This window comes from Gluconobacter sphaericus (genome assembly GCF_016757795.1).
GTDB classification, from domain to species: Bacteria; Pseudomonadota; Alphaproteobacteria; order Acetobacterales; family Acetobacteraceae; genus Gluconobacter; species Gluconobacter sphaericus.
In genome coordinates, this window is record NZ_CP068419.1 from 2,580,748 (window position 1) to 2,606,312 (window position 25,565).

The window sequence follows — 25,565 nt, forward strand, 5'->3', positions numbered from 1 at the left end:
GTTATCGCGCGCGGCCGGACTGGCGGAGTGCGCGGGTTATCGAAGTCTGAGCGGATGTCAGCGCCTGATCGATCGTCATCTGGTCGGACAGGGTTGCTGCGACCGTCTGGCCGACCTGAGTGCCGATGGATTGGAACTCAGGGATCGCGACGAATTGGGCGCCGGTATAGGGACGGGGCTGTGCGGTCGGACCATTGGGATCAGCGGTCTTGATGGCGTTCAGGACGAAAGAGGCGAAAGGGGCGGCCTTAAGATATTCGGGCGCTGCATAGGTCGAGGCGCGTGTTCCCGGAGGGGCTGAGACCCAGCCCTTCCGGGCGGCGACCAGCTTCACATAATCCTTGGATGTGGCCCATGCGATGAAGGTCTGGGCATCGGCGCTCTGATGGGAACTGACGGGCACGGCGAGGCTCCAGCTCCACAGCCAGGTCGGTCCTTTGCCGTAGGGGCCTTTGGGAGCGGGAGCAAAGCCGACCTTGTCCGCAACCTGCGACTGTTTGGGATCGAACAGCAGGCCGCCTGCGACCGTGGAGTCAATCCAGATCCCGCAATGACCGCTGGCGAACAGAGCCAGGTTTTCGTTGAAGCCATTGGACGTCGCACCCGGAGGACCATCCGCCTTGAGGGCGGAGACGTACCAGTTCAGGGTTGCTTTCCAGGCGTCGGATGTCAGGGTTGGCTTCCATGACACATCGAACCACTGCGCCCCGAATGTGTTGGCGAGCGAGGAAATATACGCCATGTTTTCGCCCCAGCCGGGCTTGCCACGCAGACAGATGCCATAGACCTGATTGGGCTTGTCCGTGATCTTGTCCGCGAACTGACGAACCTGATCATAAGTCGGCTGTTCGGGCATTGTCAGCCCAGCTTTCTGGAACAGGTCCTTGCGGTAATAGGTCATGACGCTTTCGGCGTAGAACGGCAGGGCATAGAGCTTGTCGTTCGCCGTCAGGCTGTCGCGGACCGAGGGCAGAATGTCGTTTACGTCATAGGTGGCGTCCGGCTTGATTTCGGTGAGCCAACCCTGCTTGGCCCAGATCGGCACTTCGTAATTGCCGATGGTGACGACATCGAACTGGCCGGTTTTCATGGCGATGTCGGTCGTGACGCGCTGACGCAGGACGTTTTCTTCAAGCGTGACCCAGTTCAGGTGAATTTCGGGATGGGCTTTTTCGAATTCCGTCGAAAGCTGCCGCATAACGATCATGTCGCCATTGTTGACGGTGGCGATCGTCAGGGTTCCGGCGGCTTCAGCACTGGAGAGGGCGGAGCCCGTGAGTAGAAGCGCGAGAGTGCAGATGGCTGTGCGTGTGTCTTTGAGACGGAACATGGAAATCGGCCTCTGGAAAGGGATGATACTGTGTTTCGGCAGGGCAGGAATGGCAGAACGGGTCGTACGGCTGTGCCGTCAGGCGGTGTTCTTCTTTTCCAGCATGTCATGCATCTGCTGACGCCAGATGAGCTGTTGCGAGAGCATGTCGTGAGTAATGCTGCACTTGGTGGCGTGATACGTAGCGAGGCGCGGGTCGGGGACGATCTCGTCTCCTGCATGGCTCATCTGTGCCATGGCCTGTCGTAGATCGGTGTATGTTCCGCTCGCGACCGCCCCTAGGATGGCGGCGCCTAGCAGGACGGAGTCCGGCTCCGCGGGGAGCAGGATACGGCAACCGGTAGCGTTGGCATGTTCGCGCAGAAAGACCGGATTTTTGGTGCTGCCACCGGTCGCGAGAATGGTGTCGATCCGGTAGCCCTGCGCGTTAAGGGCCTCGATAATGTCTTTCGTGCCGTAAGCGAGGCCTTGCAAGGTGGCAAGGTATAGTCGTGCCAGATCGTCGACCGTGTCAGACAATCGTAGGCCACTGATCATACCGGTCAGGTCAGGATCGGCATGGGGAGAGCGGTTTCCGTGGAAGTCTGGCAACACGTGCAGGTCGGCGGTGATCGTTCCCGGCAGGCTTTGGCGTTCCAGAGCTTCGATCCGTGCGTTAAGCAAGGCGTAGACGCTGGTCCCTGTGTCTTTAGCTTCCTGCTTGAGCACAGAGCCAAAGGTATGGCTGGAAATGACGAAGTCGATCAGCGCGCCCGTAGCGGACTGTCCTGCTTCATTCAGCCACATCTTAGGGACCATGGCGTTCCAGTAGGGGCCCCAGACACCAGACACGAAGAGCGCATCTTTCGATACGGCCATATGACAGCTCGATGTTCCGCAGATTAGCGATATTGAGCGCTCAAGTTGAGCGTCCGAGAGGGAATCTTCGGTGTTTAACCCGAACAGACCGATGCCTCCGGCATGGGCGTCAATGGCGGAAACGCCAACAGGGATACCGGCTGACAGTCCCATTTCCGCAGCCGCTTTAGCGTTCAAGTTTCCATCAACAAGAGCGCCGAGGGGGCGAATATCGTTCCCGATGCGCCTGAAGCTCTCGCGTGTGAGGTCTTCAAGTCCAATGGACTGAAAATATCCTTCGTCCCAGCGGTTTTCATGGGCGAGATAAGTCCATTTACAGGCTGTCGAACAGGCCGATCGTGACAGCGAACCGGTGGCGCGCCATGTCAAGAAATCGGGAAGATCGAAAAAATGAGCCGCCTGCTCATAGATTTGTGGAAGATGGCGCTTCAGCCAGAGCAGTTTTGGCGTTTCCATTTCGGGGGAAATCGTACCGCCAACATAACGTAGCACCTCCTGGCCGCTGCCGTTGATTTCGCGCGTTTCTTCAATGGCGCGGTGGTCCGCCCAGAGAATGATATCCTGTCCCGGTGCGCCGCCGGGATCTATTGAGAGACCCTGACCATTGCCGCCAACGACGACCAGAGAACAGGTTGCATCGAAGCCTATGCCAATGACTTGTCCGGGTTCATCAAGCATTTCCAGAGCACTGCGGGTCGCTTCGCAGACGGCGGTCCAGATATCCTGTGAGGATTGCTGGGCGTAACCGGGACGCGGGGCCCATGTCTGGATTGGCCGGACGGATGAGGCTTTCTTAAGTCCTTCAAGCGTGAAGAGACCCGCCCGGGCACTGCCTGTTCCAACATCAATTCCCAGAACCAGATCCATAGAATCACACCCAGATATTGAAAAGCACAGACGGGACACAAGAAGAGACATGCCCGTCGTCTGCCTAACGTTTGTCTGTGACAGAATATCACACTTAAAAATCACAAACTATCGTTATGTATGTTACATATAACCTTTATGCTGTCCAGAAGAGGGTGGGGAATTTTTCTGACAAAAGTTCATTGCCCGTCTGAGAGCACGCGATGCGCACGCGGACTTGTGGATCCATGGCGGGTTCAGGCTGCTAGGAAGAATAGAACCGTGACTTTAAGGCTGACAGATATGTCCCATCCCGATCTTTTTTCTCTCTCCGGTGCGCGCGCCCTTGTGACGGGGGCGTCACGGGGCATTGGTCTGACGCTGGCAAAAGGGCTTGCGCATTACGGGGCCGAGGTTGTCTTGAATGGCCGAAATACTGAGAGTCTCGACTCTGCCCAGTCCGGGTTCGAGGCGGAAGGATTGAGAGCCAGAACGGCTGTTTTCGATGTGACGGATCAGGATGCGGTGATTGATGGCGTGGCAGCGATCGAGCGTGACATGGGAGCGATCGATATCCTGATCAATAACGCCGGGATACAGCGCCGTGCGCCTCTGGAGGAATTTCAGCGTAAGGACTGGGATGATCTGATTTCAACTAATGTTAATGCAGTTTTCTTTGTCGGCCAGGCGGTGGCACGACATATGATTCCGCGCGGACAGGGCAAGATCGTCAATATTTGTTCCGTCCAGAGTGAACTCGCCCGCCCAGGAATTGCGCCCTATACGGCGACTAAGGGAGCGGTCAAAAACCTGACAAAAGGCATGGCGACGGACTGGGGCAGACACGGACTTCAGATCAACGGACTGGCGCCGGGATATTTTGCGACGGAAATGACCGAAAGGCTCGTGGCGGACGAAGAATTCACGGACTGGCTGTGCAAACGGACGCCGGCAGGACGATGGGGACAGGTCGAGGAACTGGTCGGGGCAGCAGTATTTCTGTCTTCCAGGGCTTCAAGCTTCGTTAACGGACAGGTGCTGATGGTTGATGGCGGGATAACTGTATCACTGTAGTCTTTCTACGGATGACTCCGTTTCAATTTATCAGAACTGTGTTAGGGGCATTGTCTGTCCGGTTTGTGCTGGAATGGTTTTCGATAAGATGGCTTCTTGTATTAGGATGCCACAGGAAAGTTGACATTTGATGAACTCCATCTTTGCCATCTCGCTTGCGACCGCGGCTATTGTGTCGGTTATCATTCTGATCGCCCGGTTCCGGATCAATCCGTTCATCGTCCTTTTTTCCGTCTCGATTCTGCTGGCCCTCGTTGCAGGTATGCCGGCTGACAGGGTTGTGGGGTCGTTCGAGGCGGGGGCAGGGCACGTGCTGGGGCATGTCGGAACCGTTATCGCGCTTGGCACCATGCTTGGGAAAATGCTGGCGGAGTCCGGTGGCGCCGATCGTATTGTCCTGACGATCTCGACCCTTTCGGGCCGTCGGCATGTTGACTGGGCCATGATGCTGATCGGCCTTTTGGTCGGGCTTCCCGTATTTTTCGAAGTCGGCTTTGTGCTTCTGATTCCGCTGGCGTTTGTTTTGGCAGATCGGACGCAGACGCCTTTACTACGTGTCGCGCTTCCCATGGGGGCAGCGCTGTCCATCACGCATGCCCTTATCCCTCCGCATCCGGCTGCGCTTCTGGCACTGAGCGCCTATCATGCCGATATTGGGAAAACCATTCTGCTTGGTATTGCGATTGGAACGCCGATTGCGGTGATTGCCGGGCCAGTCTTCGGGCGGTTCGCTTCAGCAAGAGTGATTCCCGAAGGGGTCAATCCGCTGGCCAAGCAATTTGTGAACAGTAAGCCGCCAGGAAATCTCCCAGGCTTTGGCATCACGGTCTTCACAGTGCTCGCTCCAGTTATCCTGATGCTGGCCGGTTCGATGGCAGACCGGGTTGCTGCGCCTCATACGACCTTCAATAATATTCTACATTTTGTTGGTAATACGGATATCGCGCTTCTGCTGGCGACGGTTCTGTCGTTTTATGTTTTGGGTCACGCACGGGGTTTTTCGCGAGAGACCGTTCTGCGATTTACGAATGAGTGTCTGGGGCCGACCGCCCTGATCATGCTTCTCGTAGGGGCGGGGGGAGGTTTCGGGCATGTTCTCGTTGATAGCGGAGTTTCACGATCCATCACGGATACGGCACTTGGCGCTCACGTCCCTCTGCTGGTTTTGGCCTGGATGCTCGCTGCGATTGTGCGTGTTGCCTGTGGTTCTTCAACCGTTGCGATGGCAACAGCATCAGGGATCGTCGCCCCCATTCTTGCGCGCTCAACAGGTGTGTCGGCCGAGTTAATGGTTCTGGTAACGGGAGCAGGCTCGGTTGCTTTTGGCCCAATGAACGACGCAGGTTTCTGGCAGCTAAAGGAATATCTAGGCCTGACGGTTCCGCAGACCCTCAAGACGTGGTCGGTTCTCGAAACATTAATTGCAGTCTGCGGCCTCGTGTTTTGCATGATTGCTTCGATATTTGTTCATTAAGCTTCTCCATCGATCCGAGTGGTGGGCGTAACAGGGATCGAACCTGTGACTCCTGCCATGTCAAAGGGGTGTAAAAATAAGAGTTTTCTGCTGAGTATAGATAGTGAAGTGGACTAAATCCACGCAAGTTGCACATCACGCTCGTTGGTCGCCCAGCTTTAAACACCAAGCAGACAATCTGTAAGGATCTCTTACAGGTTTAATCGTTAAAGGATCCTGGATAGTTCAGCGGTCAAGAAATCCTGGATGACTGAACCATTGGGAAATTCCCAAGAGTTGCGAGACACTTCTCTCTCATTCCACGCAGTGTCAATCATATGCCTGAGAGTAGTGGCATGAGAATGATGGATCCGGCGATCAGTTCTTTGAGCACGCCGGCACCTGATTGCGCAGTCCGATAAATTTTCTATCCCGTAGATAGTTTGCGGTTGAGGATACGCACTGATTTCTTCCGCGAGAGTCTGTTGCTCAGGGGGCGAGTACGCCATGAGGGGTGGGCAGAGCGCATAGCGGACTGACCTTGAGCCGATGAGAGCAAAGGTCAGGAAGATCCACCTCATGCCGATCTCTCCATCAAGCCGCGCCAGAATGGCATCTTCAGTTGTAGGTTTTTCTGCCTCGGCCACGGGCCATGGCCTTCGTCTATTGTGTCACCACATTCACACTCGCGGTTCCAGCCTAGGATCAGGCCCCATTGATTTGATTGTGGAAATCTGATTCAGGCTCTGCGAGGAGACTGGCAATGAGCGACCTGTTTTGGCTGACAGATGAACAGATGGATCGTCTGCGGCCCTTTTTCCCAAAGAGCCATGGTAGACCCCGTGTTGATGACCGCCGAGTGCTGAGCGGGATCATTTTTGTGAACCGCAATGGGATGCGCTGGCGTGATGCGCCCCGGGAATACGCTCAACACAAAACGCTCTGCAACCGCCGGAAGCCCTGGGGCGCCATGGGGATCTTCGCCCGGATGATAGACGGTCTGGCTGACGAAAAGGCCAAGCCCCGAACCATTATATTGGTGCGACGTATCTCAAGGCGCACCGCACGGCTTCGAGCTTGCGGTTCAAAAGGGTGATCTAGAGCGGAAATTCCGTGCAAAAGCGGTCAAATACGACAAGTGGAAATACAAACGCTGTAACCGCCTCGAGATCATGCTCGGAAGGCTCAAGGGCTGGCAGCGCATTGCACTACGTATGACAGATGCTCAAATGCCTTCTTCTTAGCCATCTGCCGCGCTGAAACCGTTATGTTTTGCCTATGTGGCTTGAGCCTGGCCTACGTTAATGCCGACATTACCTCTACGGTTGGCGTCATAACCTGAAAGTCCGCTTCCGTCAGTTCCGGATTGCCGTTATCAAGTGCAATGCCCCTATTGATCTGGGGGTCTTCCTCGTCAGCCGGCATAATGATGTTAGCCTTGCGAGACATAGAGCGAACCCCCTGTTTGTTAGCTTTCCGCAGGCTGATGATACGAACTCCGGGTTTCGATTCTGGGCACTAGTCCATGAAGATGCTTCCCAATCGGGCCAAGCGCACGTCACATCAATGATGCCAACCCGTCGATCTTATCGGCCAACGCCGCGACCATATGCTTGATTTCAGTGTCTGCCCCTGACTTATCGACCGCAATATTCAGTTGCTCCGCATCACGCTGGAGTTCGAAGAATAACTGATGGATCTCTGAATTAATACCGTCTTCGTCGTCGTTGGTGCGGTATGACATATTATTCTCCAAGGAAAATAGAATACTGCGCTCGGGCCAACTTTTATGTCCAGAGTATTTTTCTTTCCCCTTATGCTGAAGCCCCGACTTCCGCTATCTGCTTAACAGGGTATGCTTCGCGCTAGCAGCACAACTCGAACTCCGAATGCTGCCAATATGCCGTTTATTGCTTGTTTTCCTTTTTGTATTCCCATCTGCGATCACGCACAGCAGGCCGCGAACACTGTTGAGCTGTTCAGTGATGGCCGACGCGTCGGTAGGCTCAGGCCTCATAGCCAGAAGATGACGGTTGCGGCGAGGCAGTCGGCGTCATACCCACGATTTCCCATCATCCATTGTGTTGCAGGAAGACTGTCCAGCAGAGCTGAGGCACCGGTATGATCGCTGACCTGTCCCGCAGTCATGAAAAAGCTCAGCGGTCGTCCGTTCTGATCCGTGATCGCATGCAGCTTCGTGTTCATGCCGTCTTTTGTCTACTCGATCAGGCGGCCTGGATCCCCCTTTTTTAGCCGCAGGCTTGAAGCCGTGCGGTGCGCTTAGGGATACGTCGCATCAATCATGATCGTTTGAGTCTCGGTTTTCGCAGCAGACACTCCATCTATTCGTCTGTCAGCCAAAGCAGGTCGCTCATCTTCAGTCCCCTTGCAGAGCCTGAAACAGATTTCTACAATAAAATCAATGGATTATGAACTTAGGGAATAGCCTGAAGCAGGGTTCGGGTATAGTCCGATGCGGGATTCGAAAAGATGCTTTCGGCAGGCCCGTATTCTTCCTGCTCTCCGTGCCGAATGATGGAGAGGGTATCAGAGATCTGTCTGACAACTGCAAGGTCATGGGATACGAAGACGAATGTCAGGCCAAGATCATTCTGTAACTCCGTCAGGAGTTCCAGAATGCGGGCCTGTACCGTGACGTCCAGTGCGGAAACGAATTCGTCCAGCACAAGAATGTCGGGTTCCGCAGCAAGAGCCCGCGCCAGAGCCACACGCTGGCACTGGCCTCCGGAAATATCGGAAGGATACTGCTCAAGGATGTCGGGCTTCAGATGCACCCGCTCAAGAAGTGTGTGGATCCGCTGGAGACGCCATGAACGGTTTTCATCAAAATGGTTGCGGAGGGGCTCCTCTATGATCCGACGAACCGTCAGCCTCGGGTCCAGCGAACTCCAGGGGTTTTGATAGACAAGCTGCATGCTGCGGAATGGCCCCCGCTCGCCGGGGCGGCCACCAAAAGCATCTGCCCCATGAATCTGGACGCTTCCTGAAATCGGAGAAATCAGTCCCATAAGGCAACGCAGGATCGTGGTCTTGCCGGAGCCAGATTCTCCAATGATGCCGTGGGTCGTGCCAGGCTGTACGGTAAAGGAAACATTCCGCACGGTCGGACTTGTGCGCCCTCCGTGAGTCCTATGGGTGATGGTGAGGTTTGAGACCTCCAGGGCCGGAACCTGCGCCGGGGCGACCTTTCGCACGGGAGGAGTTCTGGGATGAAAGGCAGGAGAGTCTCTCAGGAGTCTGCGGGTATACGGAGAATGGGGTGCACTGAAGAGGCTGTCTGAAAGACCACGTTCCGCGGCCGTGCCGTGTTGCATGACGACGACGTCATGCGCCCTGTCACGGGCGATGGCGAGATCATGGGTAATCATGAGAACTGAACAGCCGTTTTCTTCGCGCAGACTGTCGAGCAGATCCAGAATCTGACGCTGGATCGTGGCGTCCAGAGCACTCGTGGGCTCGTCTGCAATAATGAGGTCGGGAGCAAGAGCAACAGCGATGGCGATGAGCACGCGCTGCTTCATGCCTCCCGAGAGTTCATGGGGAAACTGCGAAAAGCACCGTCCAGGATCGGGTAAGCCAACCTTTTCCAGAAGGGCCAGCACATGGTCATGACGCTCCCGCCGACCTTCGGAGGTGTGCAGACGCAGAATTTCCCCAACCTGTCGGCCGATGGGAATGCGAGGGTCAAGCGAACTGCCCGGATCCTGAGGGACGAACCCGATCTGACGTCCACGAATGGTATTGAGGGTGCGTGACGATGCTGCAAGCAGAGACTGTCCGTTCAGGGTAATGCTACCACGATCAATACGCGCGGAAGGCGGTAACAGGCGGATGACAGCCTTGGCGATGGTGGATTTTCCAGAGCCGGATTCTCCGATCAGGGCTATCGTCTTTCCGGGCATCGCCGCAAACGAAAAGCCCTTCACGGCGATCCTGTCACCATAGGAAATGGCCAGATCGTTTACGTCCAGAACAGGGGTTGGAGAGGTCATGGTCGTTCTTCCCCTGCGTTCGTCATGGCCTGGCTCAGGCGGTTGGCTGCCAGAGCGACGGTCAGCAGGGCGAGGCCGGGGAATGTGGTCATCCACCATGCTGTGGCCAGATAATCCCGTCCTTCTGAAATCATGAGCCCCCATTCCGGCGCTGGCGGAGGCGCGCTGTATCCAAGAAAGCCCAGAGTGGCGAGGGACAGGATGGCCGTGGCATAGCGCAGGATCCCCATCCCGAGCAGCGGACGAAAGGCATTGGGAAGGATATGCCATCCGACTATGCCCCAGAAACCGGTTCCTGACAGGCGGGCGGCCTCGACATAGGTCTGCGACCGTAGCGTCCGGACGAGGTTGCGGACAATGCGCGCAAAGCCGGCCGTCTGGCTTATACCGACGGCAAGAGCGGCATGAATCGGGCCAAAACCCGTCAGAATGACGACCGTCAGAGCCAGAAGAAGTTCAGGAATAGCGAGAAGGACATCAATGACACCCGAAAGCAGCGTGTCCACCGCAGGCCCTGACAGTGCGGCAAATCCCCCGATGACCGAGCCAAGCACAATACCGGTCATGGTCGCCACGAAAGCGGCTGGCAGCGTTTCGCGCGCGCCGTAAATGATGCGGGTCAGGACGTCGCGCCCGAGCTGATCGGTTCCGCACCAGTGCGCACTGTCTGGCGGCAGAAGATGTTCGGGAGCCACTCCTGTTGCCGGATCTCCGCTCGTTAAAACGGAAGGGTACAGAATTGCAACCACACAGACTCCGATGATCATGGCGGAGAGCACGGAGAGGGGAGAAGGAATGGAAAATCGCTTCATGATCCGGACTTGCCGCCTCCGATCCGATGGGACATGCGCAAAGTCGGGTTGATCAGAGGAATGAAAAGGTCAACAGCGAGATTGGCGCTTACGAAACCTGCTGCACCAATCAAGACGACAGCCTGAAGGACGGCAACGTCCTGCCCCGAGACGGCATCCCGCGTCATCTGACCCAGACCGTTCAGACCAAAAACGGTCTCAGTGACGATGGCGCCTGCAATCAGTTCCCCCAGCGACAGCCCTGCCATAGTCAGGGACGGAATGACGGAATTGGGGAGAATATGACGGAAGAAAACAGAAACCCGACTGGCCCCGCGTGTCCGGCTGGCCATGACGAAAGGAAGGCGCTCCGTTTCCTCGATTTGCTGAAGCAGAAGTTTGGCCTGAGGGGCGGCAACCGGCAGGCTGACGGCCAAACCCGGTAAAAGCACACCTTCCCATGCCCCGACTCCGACGACAGGCAGCAGGTGCAACCTGAAGGACAGAACCTGAATGATAAGAATGCCGGACCAGTAGAGTGGAATTGCGCTCCAGAGTCCGGGGAGGGCATGAACGGCCTGTCGCAGGGCCCGGATCGGCAGAAGACTGGCCCCTACGGCAATCGCGAGTGTCCAGACGAGAGAGAGCAGAAACCCGACGCCTGCCAGCCGCAGAGTAACGGGGAGTGCCGTTGACAGCAGTTTCCCGACAGGAACGCCAAGCTGGACGGAATATCCGAAATTGCCATGCAGAACCTGCCAGAGGGTGTGAAAATACTGAAACACAGGGTTCGAAGACCCGCTGTACAGAACGCGCATGGTTTCGATCTGCTCGGGTGACAGGCCAAGTTCAGGGTCCATGAAGCGGATCATGACGGCATCTCCTGGCATCATCTGCAACAGGATAAAAGTCAGCGTGAAGGCGCCCCAGAGGATCAGAAGAGCCCGACCGACCTGCACCAGGAAATGTCCAGAAAAGCCACGACGTTCAGGGAAATGAGAGACATTCATGGGGCCGCAAACTCCAGATCCCGCAGAACCGGTCGGCCGACAGCCTCAAAGCGCAGGCCTTTTAAATCGGGGGACGCAGCATAAACCTGTGGTTCTTCAAAAAGCGGGATGTCATAGGCATTATCGATCAGATATTCCTGAACTGCGACAACCCGTCTCAGGCGTTCCTCACGATTGGTGATGGAGGCGATATCAAGCAGCATCGTGTCGAGAGCTTCATCCCTGAAAGCACGCACTTTCGTGCTTTGTCCTCCCTTCTGAAGAAGGGAATCGCGGTTTCGTGGAAAGAATTCGCTCTTCAGAACATCGGGATCAGCTCGTCCCACTTCCGAAACGGTCAGGGGCGTTCTTTGCGGGTTGAGGTTATCCAGAAGAACCCCTGCCGCAGCTCCGGACATGATGTCGAGCTGCACGCCCAGTCGACGCCATTGCTGGGCAATCAGTTCGAGCATGGTCTTGTTCTGGGGATGGGGCAGGGAGACATGAATTCCCAACCGTAACGTCTGTCCGTTGCGATGACGTAGGCCATCTTCGCCCATTCTCCAGCCCGCGCTGTCCAGAAGACTCGCAGCAAGAGCAGGATCATATTTCAGTTTTTGGGAGAAATCGGCGTATCCTGCGGCCTGTGAGGACAGGATCGAACGGGCTACGGGATAATTCCGCGAATACAGGACACTCACGATTTCCTGCCGGTCCGTTCCATGAAGGAGCGCCTTTCGAACCCGGATATCCGCTACCAGAGGGTTATCGGGCCGGAAGGCAAGGCCGGTGTTCACGCCGCGAGTGGATGGTGCAAAAAGCCTGTATCCCGCACGGCGTATCTGTTCTTCGTCATAGGCTTCGACCTGCCGGATAATGTCGGCCTGACCTGCAAGAAGCGCTCCCACCCGAATACTGTCCTCAGGAACGACCAGAATCTTGATCCGCTCCACCGTGGCTCTGCCCTCTCCCGCTTTTGGCCCCCAGCGATAGTCTTGACGCGCGACAAGATCGACCTCCCGCCCCGGAATATCCGCTGAGACGACGAAAGGACCGGAGCCTATGATGCCCGTTGCCGTTCCCAGGTCATCGAACGGACGCCCCAGTGTCGCGGGAGAGACAATCCCCGAACCCAGAACAGACGTGGCCTGCAGAAAGCCCGGGGCAGGGTGGGTGAAATGGAAAATGACGGTAGTGGGACTGGCAACTTCCGCATGATCGAAATTGCTGATGGCTTCTGAAACCGGAAAATGAAGTGCCTGATTGCCTTTGCCGTATGTCTGGAAATTGAGGGCGACAGCCTGCGCATCGAGCGGCGTCCCGTCAGAAAACGTGACGCCGGAACGCAGGTGGAATGTGTAAATCGTACTATCGGCATTCACGGACCAGTCGGTTGCCAGCCATGGTTTGATTTCAAGCGTTTCAGGATCCTGCCAGGTCAGACGATCCGTGATCTGGCTCAGAATGCCGCCGTTTGGATAGAATCCGCCTGCGGGCGGGTAGAGATTGGTATGCTCCTGTGGGTCCAGATAGATGATCGTACGGTCCGGAACCCGGCTCTGGGCCTGTGGAAAAGCAGAGAGTCCCGCAAGAAACACGGTTGCCAGCGCAGATCGTCGGACAGACACGGAGTGATGAAGCGGCATTATCACCTTCAGGATGGGGCGTGTTGAAACGTGGGTATGAATTAATAACTTAATAAAATAGTTGTTAATATATATATCCTTAAATTTCCCGTTTTGGAAAGATATTTGGCGAAAATATTTGTTGCGTTCTCAGAGTCCCATCCAGGCCTCTTACCCCAAGAAGAAAAGGGCGGAGCGTTTTTCCTGAAAAACAGGAAGCGGATAACAGACAATAATAAACTATATATAATAGTTATTCTTACAATAAAACATTTACGGTTGTTGTTTTTGTAGAATCGTGTTTATCAACATTCATTACTGGTGATTCATCGCCAGCACAAACATCATAGTCGATGGTGAAATAGCTATGCCGTATAGACGGACTCATGACTTTCTGCGGCGTTCCGGTTCAAGACCCGTATGGATTGCCACGACTCTTCTGCTCTCTCTGGGGGCGACCGGCGTCGCAATTGCCGCAGATGCAACAACTGCGTCGGAAAGCGAGAGGGACACACGGAAATACGTCAAGGCCAGACGTCCACAGTCTGCGGAACACAAGGCAAGTGCCCCCTCCAAATTACCTTCGCACGCTGCTTCGACGGCGCCCGGAAGTGTTGAAGACCACAGCGGGGTCGAGCGGATCGTTGCGACAGGAAGTCAGGGCAATATCGCGCCTGCGTTCAGGGTTGCGACACCCACGAAAAGTACGGTTAGCGTCGCTATTGTTTCAGGAGCACAGCTTCTGCAGACAGGGCAGACCAATGTTATCGCAGCCCTTCAGCAAACATCGCCTGAACTGAATGCTCCGCCGGGAGGAGGTGGCGGCGCCTATTCAACAACGCCCACCCAGACGGTGATTCTTCGCAATCTCAATGCTGATGAAACGCTCGTTCTGGTCAACGGTGTGCGGCGACATATAAGCGCTCTTGGCAACTGGGGCGATGGCCCAGCCAAAGGAACCGAACCTGCGGATCTGAGCCTCATTCCATTGAGTGCTATTGATCATATCGAAATCATTACAGAAGGTGCGACAGCTCTTTACGGGCAGGACGCAATTGGTGGTGCCATTAATATCGTTCTGAAGAGCGGTACAAAAAATGGTGGCACGGTCAACCTCATGAACAGCGGATTTTATGCCGGAGACGGTCAGGCCGTTGAAGGCTATGGCGATATCGAGCACAAGATTGGTAATCAGGGCGGCGGGATTGATGTCGCCTGGCAGGTCCTGAACCAGCTTCCAAGCCATCGGGATGCGCTCAACACGGCCAAACTTTACGACCTGCCACAGGATGCCGAGATGCAGCAGCGGGTCGGGCAGGATGTCAATCGTGTTGAGGGTGTCAGCAAATCTCTGGCTGAAGTTTTCAGCTTCAATGGTCATGTTCCCATTACTGACCACGTGGAAGGCTATGCGACTGGCACTCTCGGACATCGCTCAACGGTTCGTGTCGGATTTTTTCGCGGGCCGGCCAATAACAATACCACCCGCGCTCTTTACCCTAACGGATACTCGCCACTTGAAACATTCGATGAACTGGATTTTCAGGTCAATGGCGGTTTGCGTGGGGTTTTGGCGCATGGGATCGCCTGGAATACCTACGCCTCGTTCGGGCGTGAGCGTGTAAATGAAAATGTCGAAAACGATGAAAACCCGACTTTCGGCGTGGATAGCCAGACGAACTTTCATCAGGGACAGATCATTGCCTCCGAACTGATCGGGGGGGCGAAATTCTCAAAGAAATTTGCAATTCCGCAGCTTGCGAAACCTGCTGAACTCAATTTCGGTTTGGAATATCGTCACGATACCTATCAGATCGGGCAAGGAGACTATCAGTCATGGGCAACCGGACCTGTTCTTGTTGGACAAACAGGTGTTCAGCCGAGTTCAGGCGCCGCCGGTTATGCTGGCTTTGAGCCTCAGAACGCTGGTAACTGGTCCCGCGATATTTTTGACGGTCATGTCGGCCTCGATCTGTTCCTGACCCGGAAGTGGGAACTGACGATCGGCGGCCGTGCAGTTAGTTATTCCGACAAGGGGGCTGCTCCGACAGGTTCGATCGGGATGCGTTACAATTTCAACAAGCGCTTTGCTCTGCGTGCCAGCATCAATACAGGCTATCGGGCGCCAACCCTGGGAGCGGTTCATTACAACGCGACGTCAACTGGCCCCGGACAGGTGACGGAAAACCTGTCTTCGTTTGATCCGGTTGCCAGACTTCTCGGTGCAACCGGCGTCAAAGGAGAAACCTCCCGCAGTTATGATATCGGTTTTGATTGGACACCCATCGACTCTCTTCGCGTGACGCTGGACGGTTACCGGATCGACATCAATGACCGGATCGAGAGTACGACGGAATTTTCAGGCACCCAGATGAATGAATTCCTGTACAGCCAGGGAATTACCAGCAGTCCGACCGACAGAATATTCGTCAATTACATGACCAATATCGGCAACACGACTACCAATGGTTTTACGGCCAAGCTCAGTTACCAGTTTCCTCTCGCAAAACGCTGGGGCGTTCTGACAGGAAGTGTACAAGCCAATGTGGCGGACACCGAAGTGACGCATTACGCCGACACTCCCGGCGTTCTACAGCAGCTTGGGCAGACGTATTATGACAGCCTGTCGCGAAACAATCTGCTGAGGGCATCTCCAAAGAACAAGGAATCCTTTGCGCTGGACTGGAGCAGGGGGCGCTACAATTTGTATGTTCAGGAACAGCGCTACGCCGGCGTGGAATGGATCAATTATAGCGGTGATCCCTCCTCAACCTGGACACATATAAGACCACAGGTTCAGACCAACCTTGCTTTTAGCGCCCGCGTTGGGAGCGGTTTTACGCTGACAGCAGGGGCCAATAATCTGTTCAACAAGTTTCCCACCCGCGTGAAGGCCAGTACCATTTCCGAAACCCAGGGCACAATCAAGTATCCGGAAACAGCCCCTGGCGGGTACGAGGGCGGATATTATTATGCCCGAATTGGATATGTCTTCTGAGCTTTCCCAGATACTTCAGATATTCGGATAGACTGATGACTACATTTTTTTCTTTCAAAGCGGATCCGCCTCTAGATCTTATTGATTACGTGGTCGGAATTGATGCAGATTCTTGGCTGGATACCCTCAGGCGGGGGCGTGAGGTTTTGCGTGACAATGCGCAAAAGAGCGCTGAGCTGCTCCTCAATCCCCTGGAGGACGGAGAATTCCCCCAGACGCATCGATTGGCCGTCGCCGCCTTTGTTGCGGGACTACATGGCGATACGACGATTTATCGCCTCTATCTGGACCTTCTTGAACGATCAGAACAAGGAAAAGAGCTGTCACCGGTTATTAAAAATCTGCTCCGGCGGGGAAGAACACTGGGGCCTTATGGAGCTTATCCTGCCGGCCCACTTTCAGTTGAGGATCTCAACGGCTCTGGATTTGAAGTTTTGGACGTCAATGTTGACAGATCATTGGCGCGGGCTCTGGAGCACGCTCATTTCCTGACATTTCATCCCAGGGACGCCTCGGTACAGGCACTTGAAAGACTGAAAGAAGCCGGGTGGACTGACACGGGCATCGTGACGTTATCCCAGCTCATTTCATTCCTGGCGTTCCAGATCCGCATTATTCATAGCCTAAGCGTGCTACGCGATGTCGGCCCGACAGCAGGTGACATCCTTTCGGAGAGCCCATCATGAACGTGACAGAACAGACTGTTTCACAGACAGATACTCAGGAACCCGACCGTTTTACAAAGGCTCAACTAGACTGGCACCCGTGGCTTGAGCCTCTTGAAGAAGGCAACCTGACTGAGGCCCATTATGAGGGGCTTGTAGACCGCGCACGGGCTAAATCTCCATATTTCAGGCTGCTAGCACGGGACCCCGAGATTCTTGGAGCCCGGACACGCAGCGACAAGGATATTTTCTACAATGTCGCAGGAGGACTGCCACGCAGGGAACGGGAGCTTGCGGCCACTGCTGTTTCGCGATTTAACGGATGCATCTACTGCGCTTCCGTCCACGTACGTTTCAGTGAGCGTCAAGGCGGTTCCCCAGAGGCTCTCGCCGCATTGCTGGAAACGGGGCAGCTTCCCCACGACACAGATCTGAAATGGCAGCTTGTGGAGGAAATCGCCCGACGTGTGTCTGAAACACCAGTCGGATTTTCGCATGTTCATATCAGAATGTTGAGACAGGCGGGGTTTGAAGACGCGGAAATTCTGGATCTGATCAATGCCTCTTCATTCTTTAACTGGGCAAATCGGCTTATGCTTTCTTTGGGATATCCGACATTTCCGTCAGAGTAATCAATCGGCATTCTCTGCAGGAGATGCCGATTGATTATGGAATATTTCATAGAGCACCAAACCATACCCTGAATCAGACTGAAAGTTATCTGGTCCGTGTCACAAAAACAGTTCGGTTTTTTTACCCGTCTTCTGGATGATGTCCCTGCCGCTCAGCGATATGCTCTTGCGCTGGAGCAGATCAGGGCTGCGGAAGCTTATGGCTTTCAGAGCGCCTGGGTTGCCCAGCATCATTTCCATGGGGATGAAGGCGGCCTTCCGTCACCTTTTCCCTTTCTGGCTCATGCTGCTGCCCAGACGTCTCGAATTCGTCTGGGAACCGGCGTTGTCACGCTCGTCATGGAAGATGCTGTGCGGGTTGCGGAAGATGCTGTTGTTACGGACATTTTATCAGGAGGGCGACTGGAAGTCGGTTTTGGCTCTGGGGGAACCCCGACGTCTTATCCGGCATTTGGTGAGAATTTTTCGGATCGACATGCCGTCTTCAACCGCAAACTCCATACGGTGAAATCGGCATGGACCGGACAAGAATTACCGGACGGCAACCGTTTGTGGCCGGTTGGGACGGGGCTTGAGAACCGTAGCTGGCAGGCAACGTTCTCCGTATTCGGGGCCGGGCGGGCAGGGAGCGATGGTGACGGATTGCTACTGTCGCGTACGCAGCCCCGTCGGCCGGAAAAACCGGATGCTTCATTGTGGGAATTGCAGGTTCCAATGGTGGAAGCCTATCTCAACGCCCTTCCTGACGGTCGGGACCCGCGAATTCTGGCGTCACGATCGGTTTTTGTAGCCGATGATCGGGCGAAGGCTTTGCGACTGGCCGAAAAAGGCCTGTCGCGTCAGGTGAGGAAATTCCGTGCCGCAGGCCATACGATAGATGATACGAATATTGATACCCTGATCCGCACCTTTGATGTGCACATTGGCACACCGGAAGAAGTCGTTAATTCCCTTCTGCGGGACAGGACATTGGATCATGCAACTGAAATTGCCATTCAGGTGCATTCCATTGATCCGGAACATCCATATATTCTGCGTTCTCTGGAACTTTTCGCCACTCAGGTCGCACCTATTTTGGCGAATAAAAATAATGCCCTGTCCCCCAAATAGTTTTTCATAAATGAGGAGGGTCCGAAGAACGTTGATCGCTTCCCTTTTTTTTTGGGGGGGGGATGGGCTTTGTTGCACAATTAATGTTGTTGACGTAACGGTAGCGGTTAGGTTCATATCTAGAAGATGACGGTTGTGGCGCGGTCGATGGTTGAGAAGAAGACATTCGGACATCTGTCATAGCGTGTTGCGACACGTCGCCAGTCCTTGAACCAGTTGGCGTCATTTCCACGATTTTCCAGCATCCATTGTGCTGCAGGAAGGCTGTCTAGCAGAGCTGAGGAATCGGTATAATCGCTGATCTGTCCCGCAGTTATGAACAAGCTCAGCGATCGTCCGTTCTGATCCGTTATCGCATGCAGCCTCGTGCTCATGCCGTCTTTTGTCCACTCGATCAGGCGGCCTGGATCTCATTTTTTAGCCGCAGGCTCGAAACCGTGCGGTGCGTTTTGAGATACGTCGCATCAATCATGATCGTTTGAGTCTCCGCTTTCGCAGCAGACAGGCCATCCATTATTCGCATAATAACGCCCATGTCTCTCCAACGCTTCCAGCAGTTATAGAGAGTCTTGTGTGAACCGTATTCCCGGGGTGCAGCCCGCCAGCGCAGACCATTGCGGTTCACAAAAATCATGCCGCTCAGCACATTGTGGTCATCGACGCGGGGTTTACCGTGGCTCTTGGGAAAGAAGGGTCGCAGACGCTCCATCTGTTCGTCTGTCAGCCAAAACAGGCCGCTCATCTTCAGTCTCCTCACAGAGGAACCCTCAAAGGAAGAGGGTTCTTTGAACCCTCAATATTAATATAGATAAATTAATTGTACACTATTTTTGCAGACTATTCATAAGTAGTTAAAGAATTTTATTTATTATGAATTCGTTTCTTTCTCGAACTCCTTCCTTCCATCCACCACCCAAAGTTTTGTACAATGTAATTATGTTAGACATCTGCTGTAGTTTCGTTGTTATGGCGCTGAGCTGGGCGCTATACAGAGTGCGTTGAGCCACAAGGGTTGTTAGATAGGGATCATACCCTCCTTCAAATCGCGCTAAAGCTAATCGATACTGTTTTTGCCCCGCATTCACGAGCGCCGTCTGGGCGTGCAACTGCTCCAAATATGTAGAACGGCCAGATAAAGCGTCGGCGACCTCTTTAAATGCTGTTTGCACTGTTTTTTCATAACGGGCGATTTCTTCCCGCTTATGAGCTTTTGCCTGATGTAGTTGCGCTGTCAGACGCCCCGCATCAAAGAGAGGTAGGGTAATCTGGGGCGCGACATTCCATGCACCCATTCCGCTCTGGAAAAGGCGGGTAATATTGTTACTCGCCGTGCCGTTTGCGGCCGTAATCTGGATTTTAGGGAAGAATTCTGCGCGCGCTGCTCCGATATCATCATTAGACGATTTTAAAACCTGCTCAGCCGATAAAATATCCGGACGACGAGCGATCATATCTGATGGCAAACCTTCTGGAACATCGGGAAAAGGGACAACGTCTTCTAAGGATGCCTTATGATTCAGTTCGTCGCGTATTTTCGAGGTTAAAGGAGTGCCGACCAGAAGCTCTAGCTGGTTCAGTGTCTGCTCACGTTGGCGCGTATATATTTGTAAATTTGTTTCAGCATCATGCAAAGCAGCTTCTGCTTCGGCAACATCCAGCTGAGTTCCTGTACCGACATTAGCAGTCTGTTTGACCAAATCATATGTATGCTGGCGGTTTTCAAGCACGTGTTGTGTGATCGTCAAAGCCTGATTATTGGCAACCCAGTTTAACATTGCAGTCGAAACACCTGCAATAATGCTCAGCTGCATACTTTCACGATCTAATTGATCCGCGAGATAACGATCAAATGATGCGCGTGAAGCCGAACGAATGCGCCCCCACAAATCCACTTCATATGCTGAGACACCAAACCCTACAGCATACTGACGCATATAGAATGGACTGTCACTTTGTGACAGGCTCCAGATATGGGAATTCATTTTTTGAACGTTGGCACCGGCAGTGCCGTTAAGCGTCGGAAAAAGAGCCGCGTTTTCAATGTCGAATTGCGCACTGGCTGCTTCGACTTGATGCTGAGCAATCTGAAGGTCACGATTGTTAACAAGTGCCGTTTCTATCAAATCCTGAAGTACTGGATCACGATAGAAATCACGCCAGTTAGCGAGTGATGCGGACTCTGTATTGTTCGATCCTGACACCCTGGATGGCCATGAATTTGCAATAGGTGAGGGCGGCTTGTGATAGGTTGGTATCATTGTGCAGCCAGTAAGGGCCAGTATCATACTGGCCGTGGATATTGTGGCAGAAGAGCGCATCATCCATGTTCCTTCGTGTCATTCATATCATGCGCAATAACCTGCCGTCCTTCTGTCAGCGACGATGCAGGGTGTAGAACAAGGCGATTATTCTCTGACAGTCCTTTTTGGACTTCTATAGTCGCTCCGTAGTCTCGCCCAACAATAACGTTATGCAGTCGAATATGATTATCCGAATCCACGGTCGCGACTGATAATCCATCAGCATTGTAGATCAAGGAGTCAGATGGAATAATAAAGGTTGGTGCGGGACGTGGAAGATCAAAATGGATCAAACCATAAACGCCAGCAGAAAGTCTGCCGTCACGATTATCGAGTTCAATTTCCACAGGTAGCATGCGACTGTCTTGTTCCAGAGCATGACCCGTACGTGTTACGGCTCCGGGAAAGCTTTCACCGGGATGGTCTGGAACGTGCAGAATAGCGGGTGTACCGACTTTAACAGTGCTCGCCTCTTCCTGAGGAACATGAACGCGCACGCGAAGACGGTCTGTGCGTGCGACCACGAATAAAGGCTTAGCCTGTGCGCTGTCTGCACTGACAAGATCACCCACTTCGACATTACGAACAGTCACTACACCATCAAATGGAGCTGTAACGGTTGTATAGGCGCGACGTTGAGCGACCTCTGCCAAAGCGGCATCCGCCGCTGCCTGAGCGGCATTCTGTGCCTGCTGGGTAATGCGGTCAGCATCAAAATTCTGCTTGCTGACCGCACCTCCGCCAACAAGTCCGCCTGAGCGCCTTGCTGTAATTCGAGCAAGCTCCAGATTGGCGCGTGCCTGCTCGAGAGTAGCTTTAGCCTGCGCGACCTGGCGGTCTAACTCTGGCGCGTGGATAATGGCTAGAACCTCACCAGCTTTTACAGTTGTTCCGATATCAACATGGCGCTCAGCAATATAGCCGGATGCGCGTGCGCCAATGAAGGATGTTTCCTGCGGTAAGGTTTCACCTGGAAGATCAAGAGAAACGGGTTTCGTCTCTCTATGGGCAATCATGAAATTCACATCTGGAATCTGATTTTGACGTGTATCAGCCAATGCACGAGCGGCAATGCCTCGCTCACTATGTGCGTATAGTCCATAGCCGAGAAGGATGACTGCACCGACGCCGAGCAACGGGGCAACAGGTCCGTGACGCTGTGTATTTTGGACAGCAGCAGACGAATGGGGGGAATTAGACATTATTGTATTCCTCAAGAATGCGGCTTTCTCGTTTTCTCAGGCGCGTATAGAGCCAGGGGACAATGAACAGGGTGGCGCAGGTTCCCATCATCAGGCCGCCAATTACGGCACGTCCGAGCGGAGCATTTTGTTCGCCGCCATCGCCAAGCCCCAGAGACATTGGCAACATACCGATGATCATGGCGAGGGATGTCATGAGAATGGGACGAAGGCGTGCCTGTCCTGCAGCGATTGCTGCTTCAATGGCGCTAAGACCTTCAGCACGTCTTTCCTTGGCAAATGTCACGAGCAGGATTGAGTTGGCGCTGGCGACACCGACACTCATGATTGCTCCCATCAAAGATGGCACGGAGAATGTTGTTCCCGTGATGAACAGCATGAATACAATCCCGCACATGGCACCTGGGAGCCCCAGAACCACGACAAACGGGTCCATGAAGGATTGGAAGTTCACGGCCATCAGGAGGTAAACAGCAATGGCTGCAACCATTAGACCAATCCCTAGCCGCACAAAGGCTGAATGCATGCTGTCAATCTGGCCCTGAACTGTGATGGTATTCCCTGCAGACAGTTCACCGCGATGACGTGCAATGACCTTGTCGATATCGCGGGCAATGCTACCGAGATCGCGGCCCTCTGCGCTCGCGTAGATGTCGAGGGTTGGTTGAATGTTGCTGTGCGATATGACGTTTTGTGCCGTACCGCGTTGGATGGTCGCGACATTGCTCAGAAGAACTGATGAATGTTGTGATCCAGCCGTGGATGCGATGACCGTGTCGCGAAGATCATTCAGTGTGTTGATGCGATATTGTGGGGTTTGAACGGCCAGAGGATACTGAATACCTGATGCTGGATCGACCCAGAAGTTCGGTGTGACTGTGTTGGACGAAGCAAGCGATACCATCACATTACGTGCGACATCATTCAGCGTCAGTCCAAGGTCAAGGGCCCGTTCCCGATCAATCGCAACGGAGAGTTCTGGAGCTGCAATCTGCTGGTGGAGATGGACATCCACGAGGCCAGGAATATGTGAGACTTCCTGACGGACTTCCTGCATGACCTTGCGGTTACTTGCTGCATCGTAACCCGCGATGCGGATATCAATCTGTGCAGGTAGGCCGAAATTCAGAATCTGGGTTACGATATCTGCCGGCTGGAAATAGAAAATACACTCTGGAAAACGACGAGCCAGCTCGGTCCGAAGTTTGCGGATATAATCAGCCGTCGGATGATGACCTTCCTTGAGGGCCACCATGATCTGGCCGTCATTTGGCCCGACTGTTGAGCCGTCATCAAAAGGCATGGAGTACCGGAAAGGAATACCGATATTATCAAGTACAAGTGCTCGTTCGTTTTCAGGAACAATATTACGAATAACGTCTTCAACTTTATCGAATGTCTGCTCTGTACTCTCCAGACGTGTGCCTTCTGGGGCACGGACGTGCAGTTTGAATTCACCAGCATCAATGGTCGGAAAGAAATCCTGGCCAACCTGAGTGGCAATGAGTGCTGCAGCAAGAATTGCAACCCCACCAATGGCAGGTGCTTTCCATTTGCTCTCAATAAGCCGCGTTAAAGTGCGAACATAAGCATCTTTGATGCGGTTAAAGCGATAATCGAAACGAATACCGAAGCGGGCAATCAGATCTGGTCCCAGACCAGCAGCCTGCCGGCGTTCCACCTGCCGTTCTTCAGCGCGTAAGAGAATAGCTGAAAAAATCGGGACTAATGTTCGACTGATCGCATATGACGCAAGCATGGCGTAAACCACCGCGAGAGCCATCGGCGTGAAAAGGAAGCGGGAAGGACCGACCAGAAACTCGACCGATACGAACACGCTGGAAATCGCAAGAGTCGAGACGAGCGTTGGCAGTGCGATTTCTGAGGCACCATTCAGCACAGCCTCACGTAAAGTCGCCCCTTCGTGGCGTACGCGATGAATGTTCTCAATGGTAACGGTTGCGTCGTCCACCAGGATACCGACAGCAAGAGCCAACCCACCCAGTGTCATCAAGTTCAATGTCTGACCTGTCCAGGACAGAATGGCGATTGAAGACAGGATGGCTAGCGGAATGGAAATGGCAACGATAATGGTTGAGCGCCAGCTGGCAAGAAAGGCGAGAATCATAGCTGCGGTGAGCAGCCCAGCAATGACTGCCTCTGATGCAACTCCAGTAATGGCAGACTTTACGAACAAAGACTGATCGAAGAGCTCCTCGATCTTCATGCCCGCAGGGGCTGCAGCTCGGGTAACGGGTAGAACCTGATTACGGATAGCGTTAACCACATCGAGTGTTGATGCGTTTCCGGCTTTCATAATCGACAGGAGGACGGATCGGTGCCCTTCACGACGCACGACGTTCTGCTGGACCGCCGTTCCATCGCGGACCTGCGCCACATCTGAGACCCGGATGATTGCGCCAGTTTTAGGGTCACGCTTCAGGGGAACGTTATTGAGACGGGCAAGAACATCGGGCATTCCGTTCATACGAACGTCATATTGCGTGGGCCCGAACTTAACCGTACCGCCCGGAAGCGTAAGGTTTTGAACATTCATGGCATTGGAAACATCTAACGGCGTCAGCCCCACTCCGGCCAGCTTCGTCGCATCAATATCCACCATGACCTGACGAATCTTTCCGCCAAATGGTGGCGGCAGAAGTGTTCCTGGAATTGGAGCGAGCTGCTGACGAATACGGTAGATGCCGTAATCATACAGTTCACTTTCGGTCAGCTTGTCAGATGATAATGATAGTTGCAGAACCGGAACGCTTGATGCGCTGTACTGCATGATAATCGGAGGCTGGATTCCTGGCGGGAGAAAGGCGCGTATCGAGTTGGTCGCCGAGACGGTTTGCGCCATGGCAAGATCGACGTTGACCCCGGGCTGGAAGTATAATTTCTCAACAACAAGACCCGGTGTCGTCTGGCTCTCGATGGTTCTCAGGTTATTAACAAAAAAACTGTTTGCGAATTCAGTATAGGTACTAATTCTCTTTTCAGTTTCTGCAGCATCAAGACCGTCATAATACCATACTACGGTGACAACAGGGATATCGATGTTCGGGAAAACATCAGTCGGTGTTTTAAAAACGGCGGTGATACCAAGGAGCAGGATCAATAACCCCGCGACAAGGAATGTGTATGGCCGTCGAAGCGCTAGGGCGACGATTCCCATCAAAAACTCAATTCTAAGGGCTTTGGAACGCCTGTTTCGCGTCCCACTTATCTAACCTGATGAGTCAAACAAGCTGGCAAGCTTTCGCCATGATGCAGCGTGAATAAGACAGCAGAGATCACGCCTGACAGGTATGACGTGCTGCTTTCACACATGAGATATGATCAGATCATGCAATGAAAGCAGGGAACGGCGGTAGAATGATCCTCTCAAAAAATTATACGATACGATCATACTTCGCAGAAGATTGGCATTTCATAAAAATGTAACAAACCTTATTCTTCTGGCGGGTGCCCTAAGATAATTTTAGTTTTCTCTCTCCGTTGCGAAGGAAAATGCTCAAATAATCAGCCCTAATCTGGACATTTCTAGTGTGAACGACAGATAGATCGGATAAGGGCAGGGACGTAAAAAATATAATTTTGGTATGATTTAAGGTTTTTGGATCGTAAAACTGCGAGGGGTAGGACGGAAAACTTTAAAATATGGATCTTGTATAAA

At 53.6% G+C, this 25,565-nt stretch carries 17 protein-coding genes and 3 pseudogenes; 7 read left to right on the forward strand and 13 right to left on the reverse strand.

What is annotated here, in order from left to right; translation table 11 throughout:
* Nucleotide 1: 1 nt before the first annotated feature.
* Together IGS75_RS12200 and IGS75_RS12205 are read right to left on the reverse strand one after the other, a co-directional pair.
* Nucleotides 2–1,330: an ABC transporter substrate-binding protein gene (locus tag IGS75_RS12200; RefSeq protein ID WP_202256994.1), complete on the reverse strand. Its 1,329-nt coding sequence runs from the start codon at nucleotides 1,328–1,330 to the stop codon at nucleotides 2–4.
* A 78-nt stretch (nucleotides 1,331–1,408) separates the two neighbouring features.
* Complete coding sequence (locus tag IGS75_RS12205; RefSeq protein ID WP_202256995.1) at nucleotides 1,409–3,055, reverse strand: FGGY-family carbohydrate kinase; 1,647 nt, start codon at nucleotides 3,053–3,055, stop codon at nucleotides 1,409–1,411.
* Nucleotides 3,056–3,337: 282 nt separating this feature from the next.
* On the opposite strand from IGS75_RS12205, the gene IGS75_RS12210 reads away from it, so the two are divergent.
* The 3 genes and pseudogenes from IGS75_RS12210 to IGS75_RS12220 all read left to right on the forward strand — a co-directional run bounded on the left by IGS75_RS12210 (nucleotide 3,338) and on the right by IGS75_RS12220 (nucleotide 6,903).
* Complete coding sequence (locus tag IGS75_RS12210) at nucleotides 3,338–4,108, forward strand: SDR family oxidoreductase (RefSeq protein WP_141353219.1); 771 nt, start codon at nucleotides 3,338–3,340, stop codon at nucleotides 4,106–4,108.
* 130 nt (nucleotides 4,109–4,238) lie between these two features.
* Nucleotides 4,239–5,582, forward strand: coding sequence for a GntT/GntP/DsdX family permease (locus tag IGS75_RS12215; protein WP_202256996.1), 1,344 nt, complete (start codon nucleotides 4,239–4,241; stop codon nucleotides 5,580–5,582).
* Nucleotides 5,583–6,324: 742 nt separating this feature from the next.
* Nucleotides 6,325–6,903: pseudogene (locus tag IGS75_RS12220) on the forward strand (transposase).
* Here IGS75_RS12220 and IGS75_RS12225 read toward each other — a convergent pair.
* From IGS75_RS12225 to IGS75_RS12255, 7 genes and pseudogenes are all read right to left on the reverse strand, one after another.
* Nucleotides 6,858–7,010 carry a hypothetical protein gene (locus IGS75_RS12225; RefSeq protein ID WP_167495547.1) on the reverse strand — a complete coding sequence of 51 codons (153 nt, stop codon included), beginning with the start codon at nucleotides 7,008–7,010 and terminating at the stop codon, nucleotides 6,858–6,860. The pseudogene IGS75_RS12220 and the gene IGS75_RS12225 overlap by 46 nt on opposite strands.
* 109 nt (nucleotides 7,011–7,119) lie before the next feature.
* Nucleotides 7,120–7,305 carry a hypothetical protein gene (locus IGS75_RS12230; protein ID WP_202256997.1) on the reverse strand — a complete coding sequence of 62 codons (186 nt, stop codon included), beginning with the start codon at nucleotides 7,303–7,305 and terminating at the stop codon, nucleotides 7,120–7,122.
* 302 nt (nucleotides 7,306–7,607) lie between these two features.
* Nucleotides 7,608–7,874 (reverse strand): annotated as a pseudogene (locus IGS75_RS15570) (transposase); the annotation flags it as partial.
* Nucleotides 7,875–7,996: 122 nt separating this feature from the next.
* Nucleotides 7,997–9,574: a dipeptide ABC transporter ATP-binding protein gene (locus IGS75_RS12240; RefSeq protein ID WP_202256999.1), complete on the reverse strand. Its 1,578-nt coding sequence runs from the start codon at nucleotides 9,572–9,574 to the stop codon at nucleotides 7,997–7,999.
* The gene (locus tag IGS75_RS12245) at nucleotides 9,571–10,386 is read right to left on the reverse strand and encodes an ABC transporter permease (RefSeq protein WP_202257000.1); all 816 of its coding nucleotides are present in this window, start codon (nucleotides 10,384–10,386) and stop codon (nucleotides 9,571–9,573) included. Before IGS75_RS12245 ends, IGS75_RS12240 begins: the two co-directional genes overlap by 4 nt.
* Complete coding sequence (locus tag IGS75_RS12250) at nucleotides 10,383–11,375, reverse strand: ABC transporter permease (protein ID WP_202257001.1); 993 nt, start codon at nucleotides 11,373–11,375, stop codon at nucleotides 10,383–10,385. The genes IGS75_RS12245 and IGS75_RS12250 overlap by 4 nt, the downstream gene beginning before the upstream one ends.
* A complete protein-coding gene (locus IGS75_RS12255; protein ID WP_237468807.1) occupies nucleotides 11,372–13,000 on the reverse strand; it encodes a TIGR04028 family ABC transporter substrate-binding protein in 1,629 nt (542 codons plus the stop codon). The genes IGS75_RS12250 and IGS75_RS12255 overlap by 4 nt, the downstream gene beginning before the upstream one ends.
* A gap of 346 nt (nucleotides 13,001–13,346) precedes the next feature.
* Here IGS75_RS12255 and IGS75_RS12260 point away from each other — a divergent pair, with 346 nt between their 5' ends.
* The 4 genes from IGS75_RS12260 (at nucleotide 13,347) to IGS75_RS12275 (ending at nucleotide 18,384) form a co-directional block, all read left to right on the forward strand.
* The gene (locus tag IGS75_RS12260) at nucleotides 13,347–15,977 is read left to right on the forward strand and encodes a TonB-dependent receptor plug domain-containing protein (protein WP_237468809.1); all 2,631 of its coding nucleotides are present in this window, start codon (nucleotides 13,347–13,349) and stop codon (nucleotides 15,975–15,977) included.
* Between the two features lie 35 nt (nucleotides 15,978–16,012).
* Nucleotides 16,013–16,663: a CMD domain protein gene (locus tag IGS75_RS12265; RefSeq protein WP_202257002.1), complete on the forward strand. Its 651-nt coding sequence runs from the start codon at nucleotides 16,013–16,015 to the stop codon at nucleotides 16,661–16,663.
* Nucleotides 16,660–17,274 (forward strand): alkylhydroperoxidase domain protein, encoded by a 615-nt coding sequence (locus tag IGS75_RS12270; RefSeq protein ID WP_202257003.1) that lies wholly within the window; start codon nucleotides 16,660–16,662, stop codon nucleotides 17,272–17,274. Before IGS75_RS12265 ends, IGS75_RS12270 begins: the two co-directional genes overlap by 4 nt.
* 96 nt (nucleotides 17,275–17,370) lie before the next feature.
* Nucleotides 17,371–18,384, forward strand: coding sequence for a putative FMN-dependent luciferase-like monooxygenase (locus tag IGS75_RS12275; RefSeq protein ID WP_202257004.1), 1,014 nt, complete (start codon nucleotides 17,371–17,373; stop codon nucleotides 18,382–18,384).
* Between the two features lie 119 nt (nucleotides 18,385–18,503).
* On the opposite strand, the pseudogene IGS75_RS12280 reads toward IGS75_RS12275, so the two are convergent.
* From IGS75_RS12280 to IGS75_RS12295, 4 genes and pseudogenes are all read right to left on the reverse strand, one after another.
* Nucleotides 18,504–19,126, reverse strand: a pseudogene (locus IGS75_RS12280) (IS5 family transposase).
* 109 nt (nucleotides 19,127–19,235) lie between these two features.
* Complete coding sequence (locus tag IGS75_RS12285) at nucleotides 19,236–20,705, reverse strand: efflux transporter outer membrane subunit (RefSeq protein WP_202257005.1); 1,470 nt, start codon at nucleotides 20,703–20,705, stop codon at nucleotides 19,236–19,238.
* Nucleotides 20,702–21,886 (reverse strand): efflux RND transporter periplasmic adaptor subunit, encoded by a 1,185-nt coding sequence (locus tag IGS75_RS12290; RefSeq protein WP_202257006.1) that lies wholly within the window; start codon nucleotides 21,884–21,886, stop codon nucleotides 20,702–20,704. The genes IGS75_RS12285 and IGS75_RS12290 overlap by 4 nt, the downstream gene beginning before the upstream one ends.
* The gene (locus IGS75_RS12295; protein WP_202257007.1) at nucleotides 21,879–25,064 is read right to left on the reverse strand and encodes an efflux RND transporter permease subunit; all 3,186 of its coding nucleotides are present in this window, start codon (nucleotides 25,062–25,064) and stop codon (nucleotides 21,879–21,881) included. Before IGS75_RS12295 ends, IGS75_RS12290 begins: the two co-directional genes overlap by 8 nt.
* Nucleotides 25,065–25,565: the final 501 nt, after the last annotated feature.

Coding starts and splice junctions, on each gene's coding strand:
- IGS75_RS12225 (WP_167495547.1), bottom strand. CDS start 7,010: ATGTCTCGCAAGGCTAACATCATTATGCCGGCTGACGAGGAAGACCCC.
- IGS75_RS12200 (WP_202256994.1), bottom strand. CDS start 1,330: ATGTTCCGTCTCAAAGACACACGCACAGCCATCTGCACTCTCGCGCTT.
- IGS75_RS12265 (WP_202257002.1), top strand. CDS start 16,013: ATGACTACATTTTTTTCTTTCAAAGCGGATCCGCCTCTAGATCTTATT.
- IGS75_RS12260 (WP_237468809.1), top strand. CDS start 13,347: ATGCCGTATAGACGGACTCATGACTTTCTGCGGCGTTCCGGTTCAAGA.
- IGS75_RS12255 (WP_237468807.1), bottom strand. CDS start 13,000: ATGCCGCTTCATCACTCCGTGTCTGTCCGACGATCTGCGCTGGCAACC.
- IGS75_RS12240 (WP_202256999.1), bottom strand. CDS start 9,574: ATGACCTCTCCAACCCCTGTTCTGGACGTAAACGATCTGGCCATTTCC.
- IGS75_RS12245 (WP_202257000.1), bottom strand. CDS start 10,386: ATGAAGCGATTTTCCATTCCTTCTCCCCTCTCCGTGCTCTCCGCCATG.
- IGS75_RS12250 (WP_202257001.1), bottom strand. CDS start 11,375: ATGAATGTCTCTCATTTCCCTGAACGTCGTGGCTTTTCTGGACATTTC.
- IGS75_RS12270 (WP_202257003.1), top strand. CDS start 16,660: ATGAACGTGACAGAACAGACTGTTTCACAGACAGATACTCAGGAACCC.
- IGS75_RS12205 (WP_202256995.1), bottom strand. CDS start 3,055: ATGGATCTGGTTCTGGGAATTGATGTTGGAACAGGCAGTGCCCGGGCG.
- IGS75_RS12230 (WP_202256997.1), bottom strand. CDS start 7,305: ATGTCATACCGCACCAACGACGACGAAGACGGTATTAATTCAGAGATC.
- IGS75_RS12215 (WP_202256996.1), top strand. CDS start 4,239: ATGAACTCCATCTTTGCCATCTCGCTTGCGACCGCGGCTATTGTGTCG.
- IGS75_RS12295 (WP_202257007.1), bottom strand. CDS start 25,064: ATGGGAATCGTCGCCCTAGCGCTTCGACGGCCATACACATTCCTTGTC.
- IGS75_RS12210 (WP_141353219.1), top strand. CDS start 3,338: ATGTCCCATCCCGATCTTTTTTCTCTCTCCGGTGCGCGCGCCCTTGTG.
- IGS75_RS12290 (WP_202257006.1), bottom strand. CDS start 21,886: ATGTCTAATTCCCCCCATTCGTCTGCTGCTGTCCAAAATACACAGCGT.
- IGS75_RS12285 (WP_202257005.1), bottom strand. CDS start 20,705: ATGATGCGCTCTTCTGCCACAATATCCACGGCCAGTATGATACTGGCC.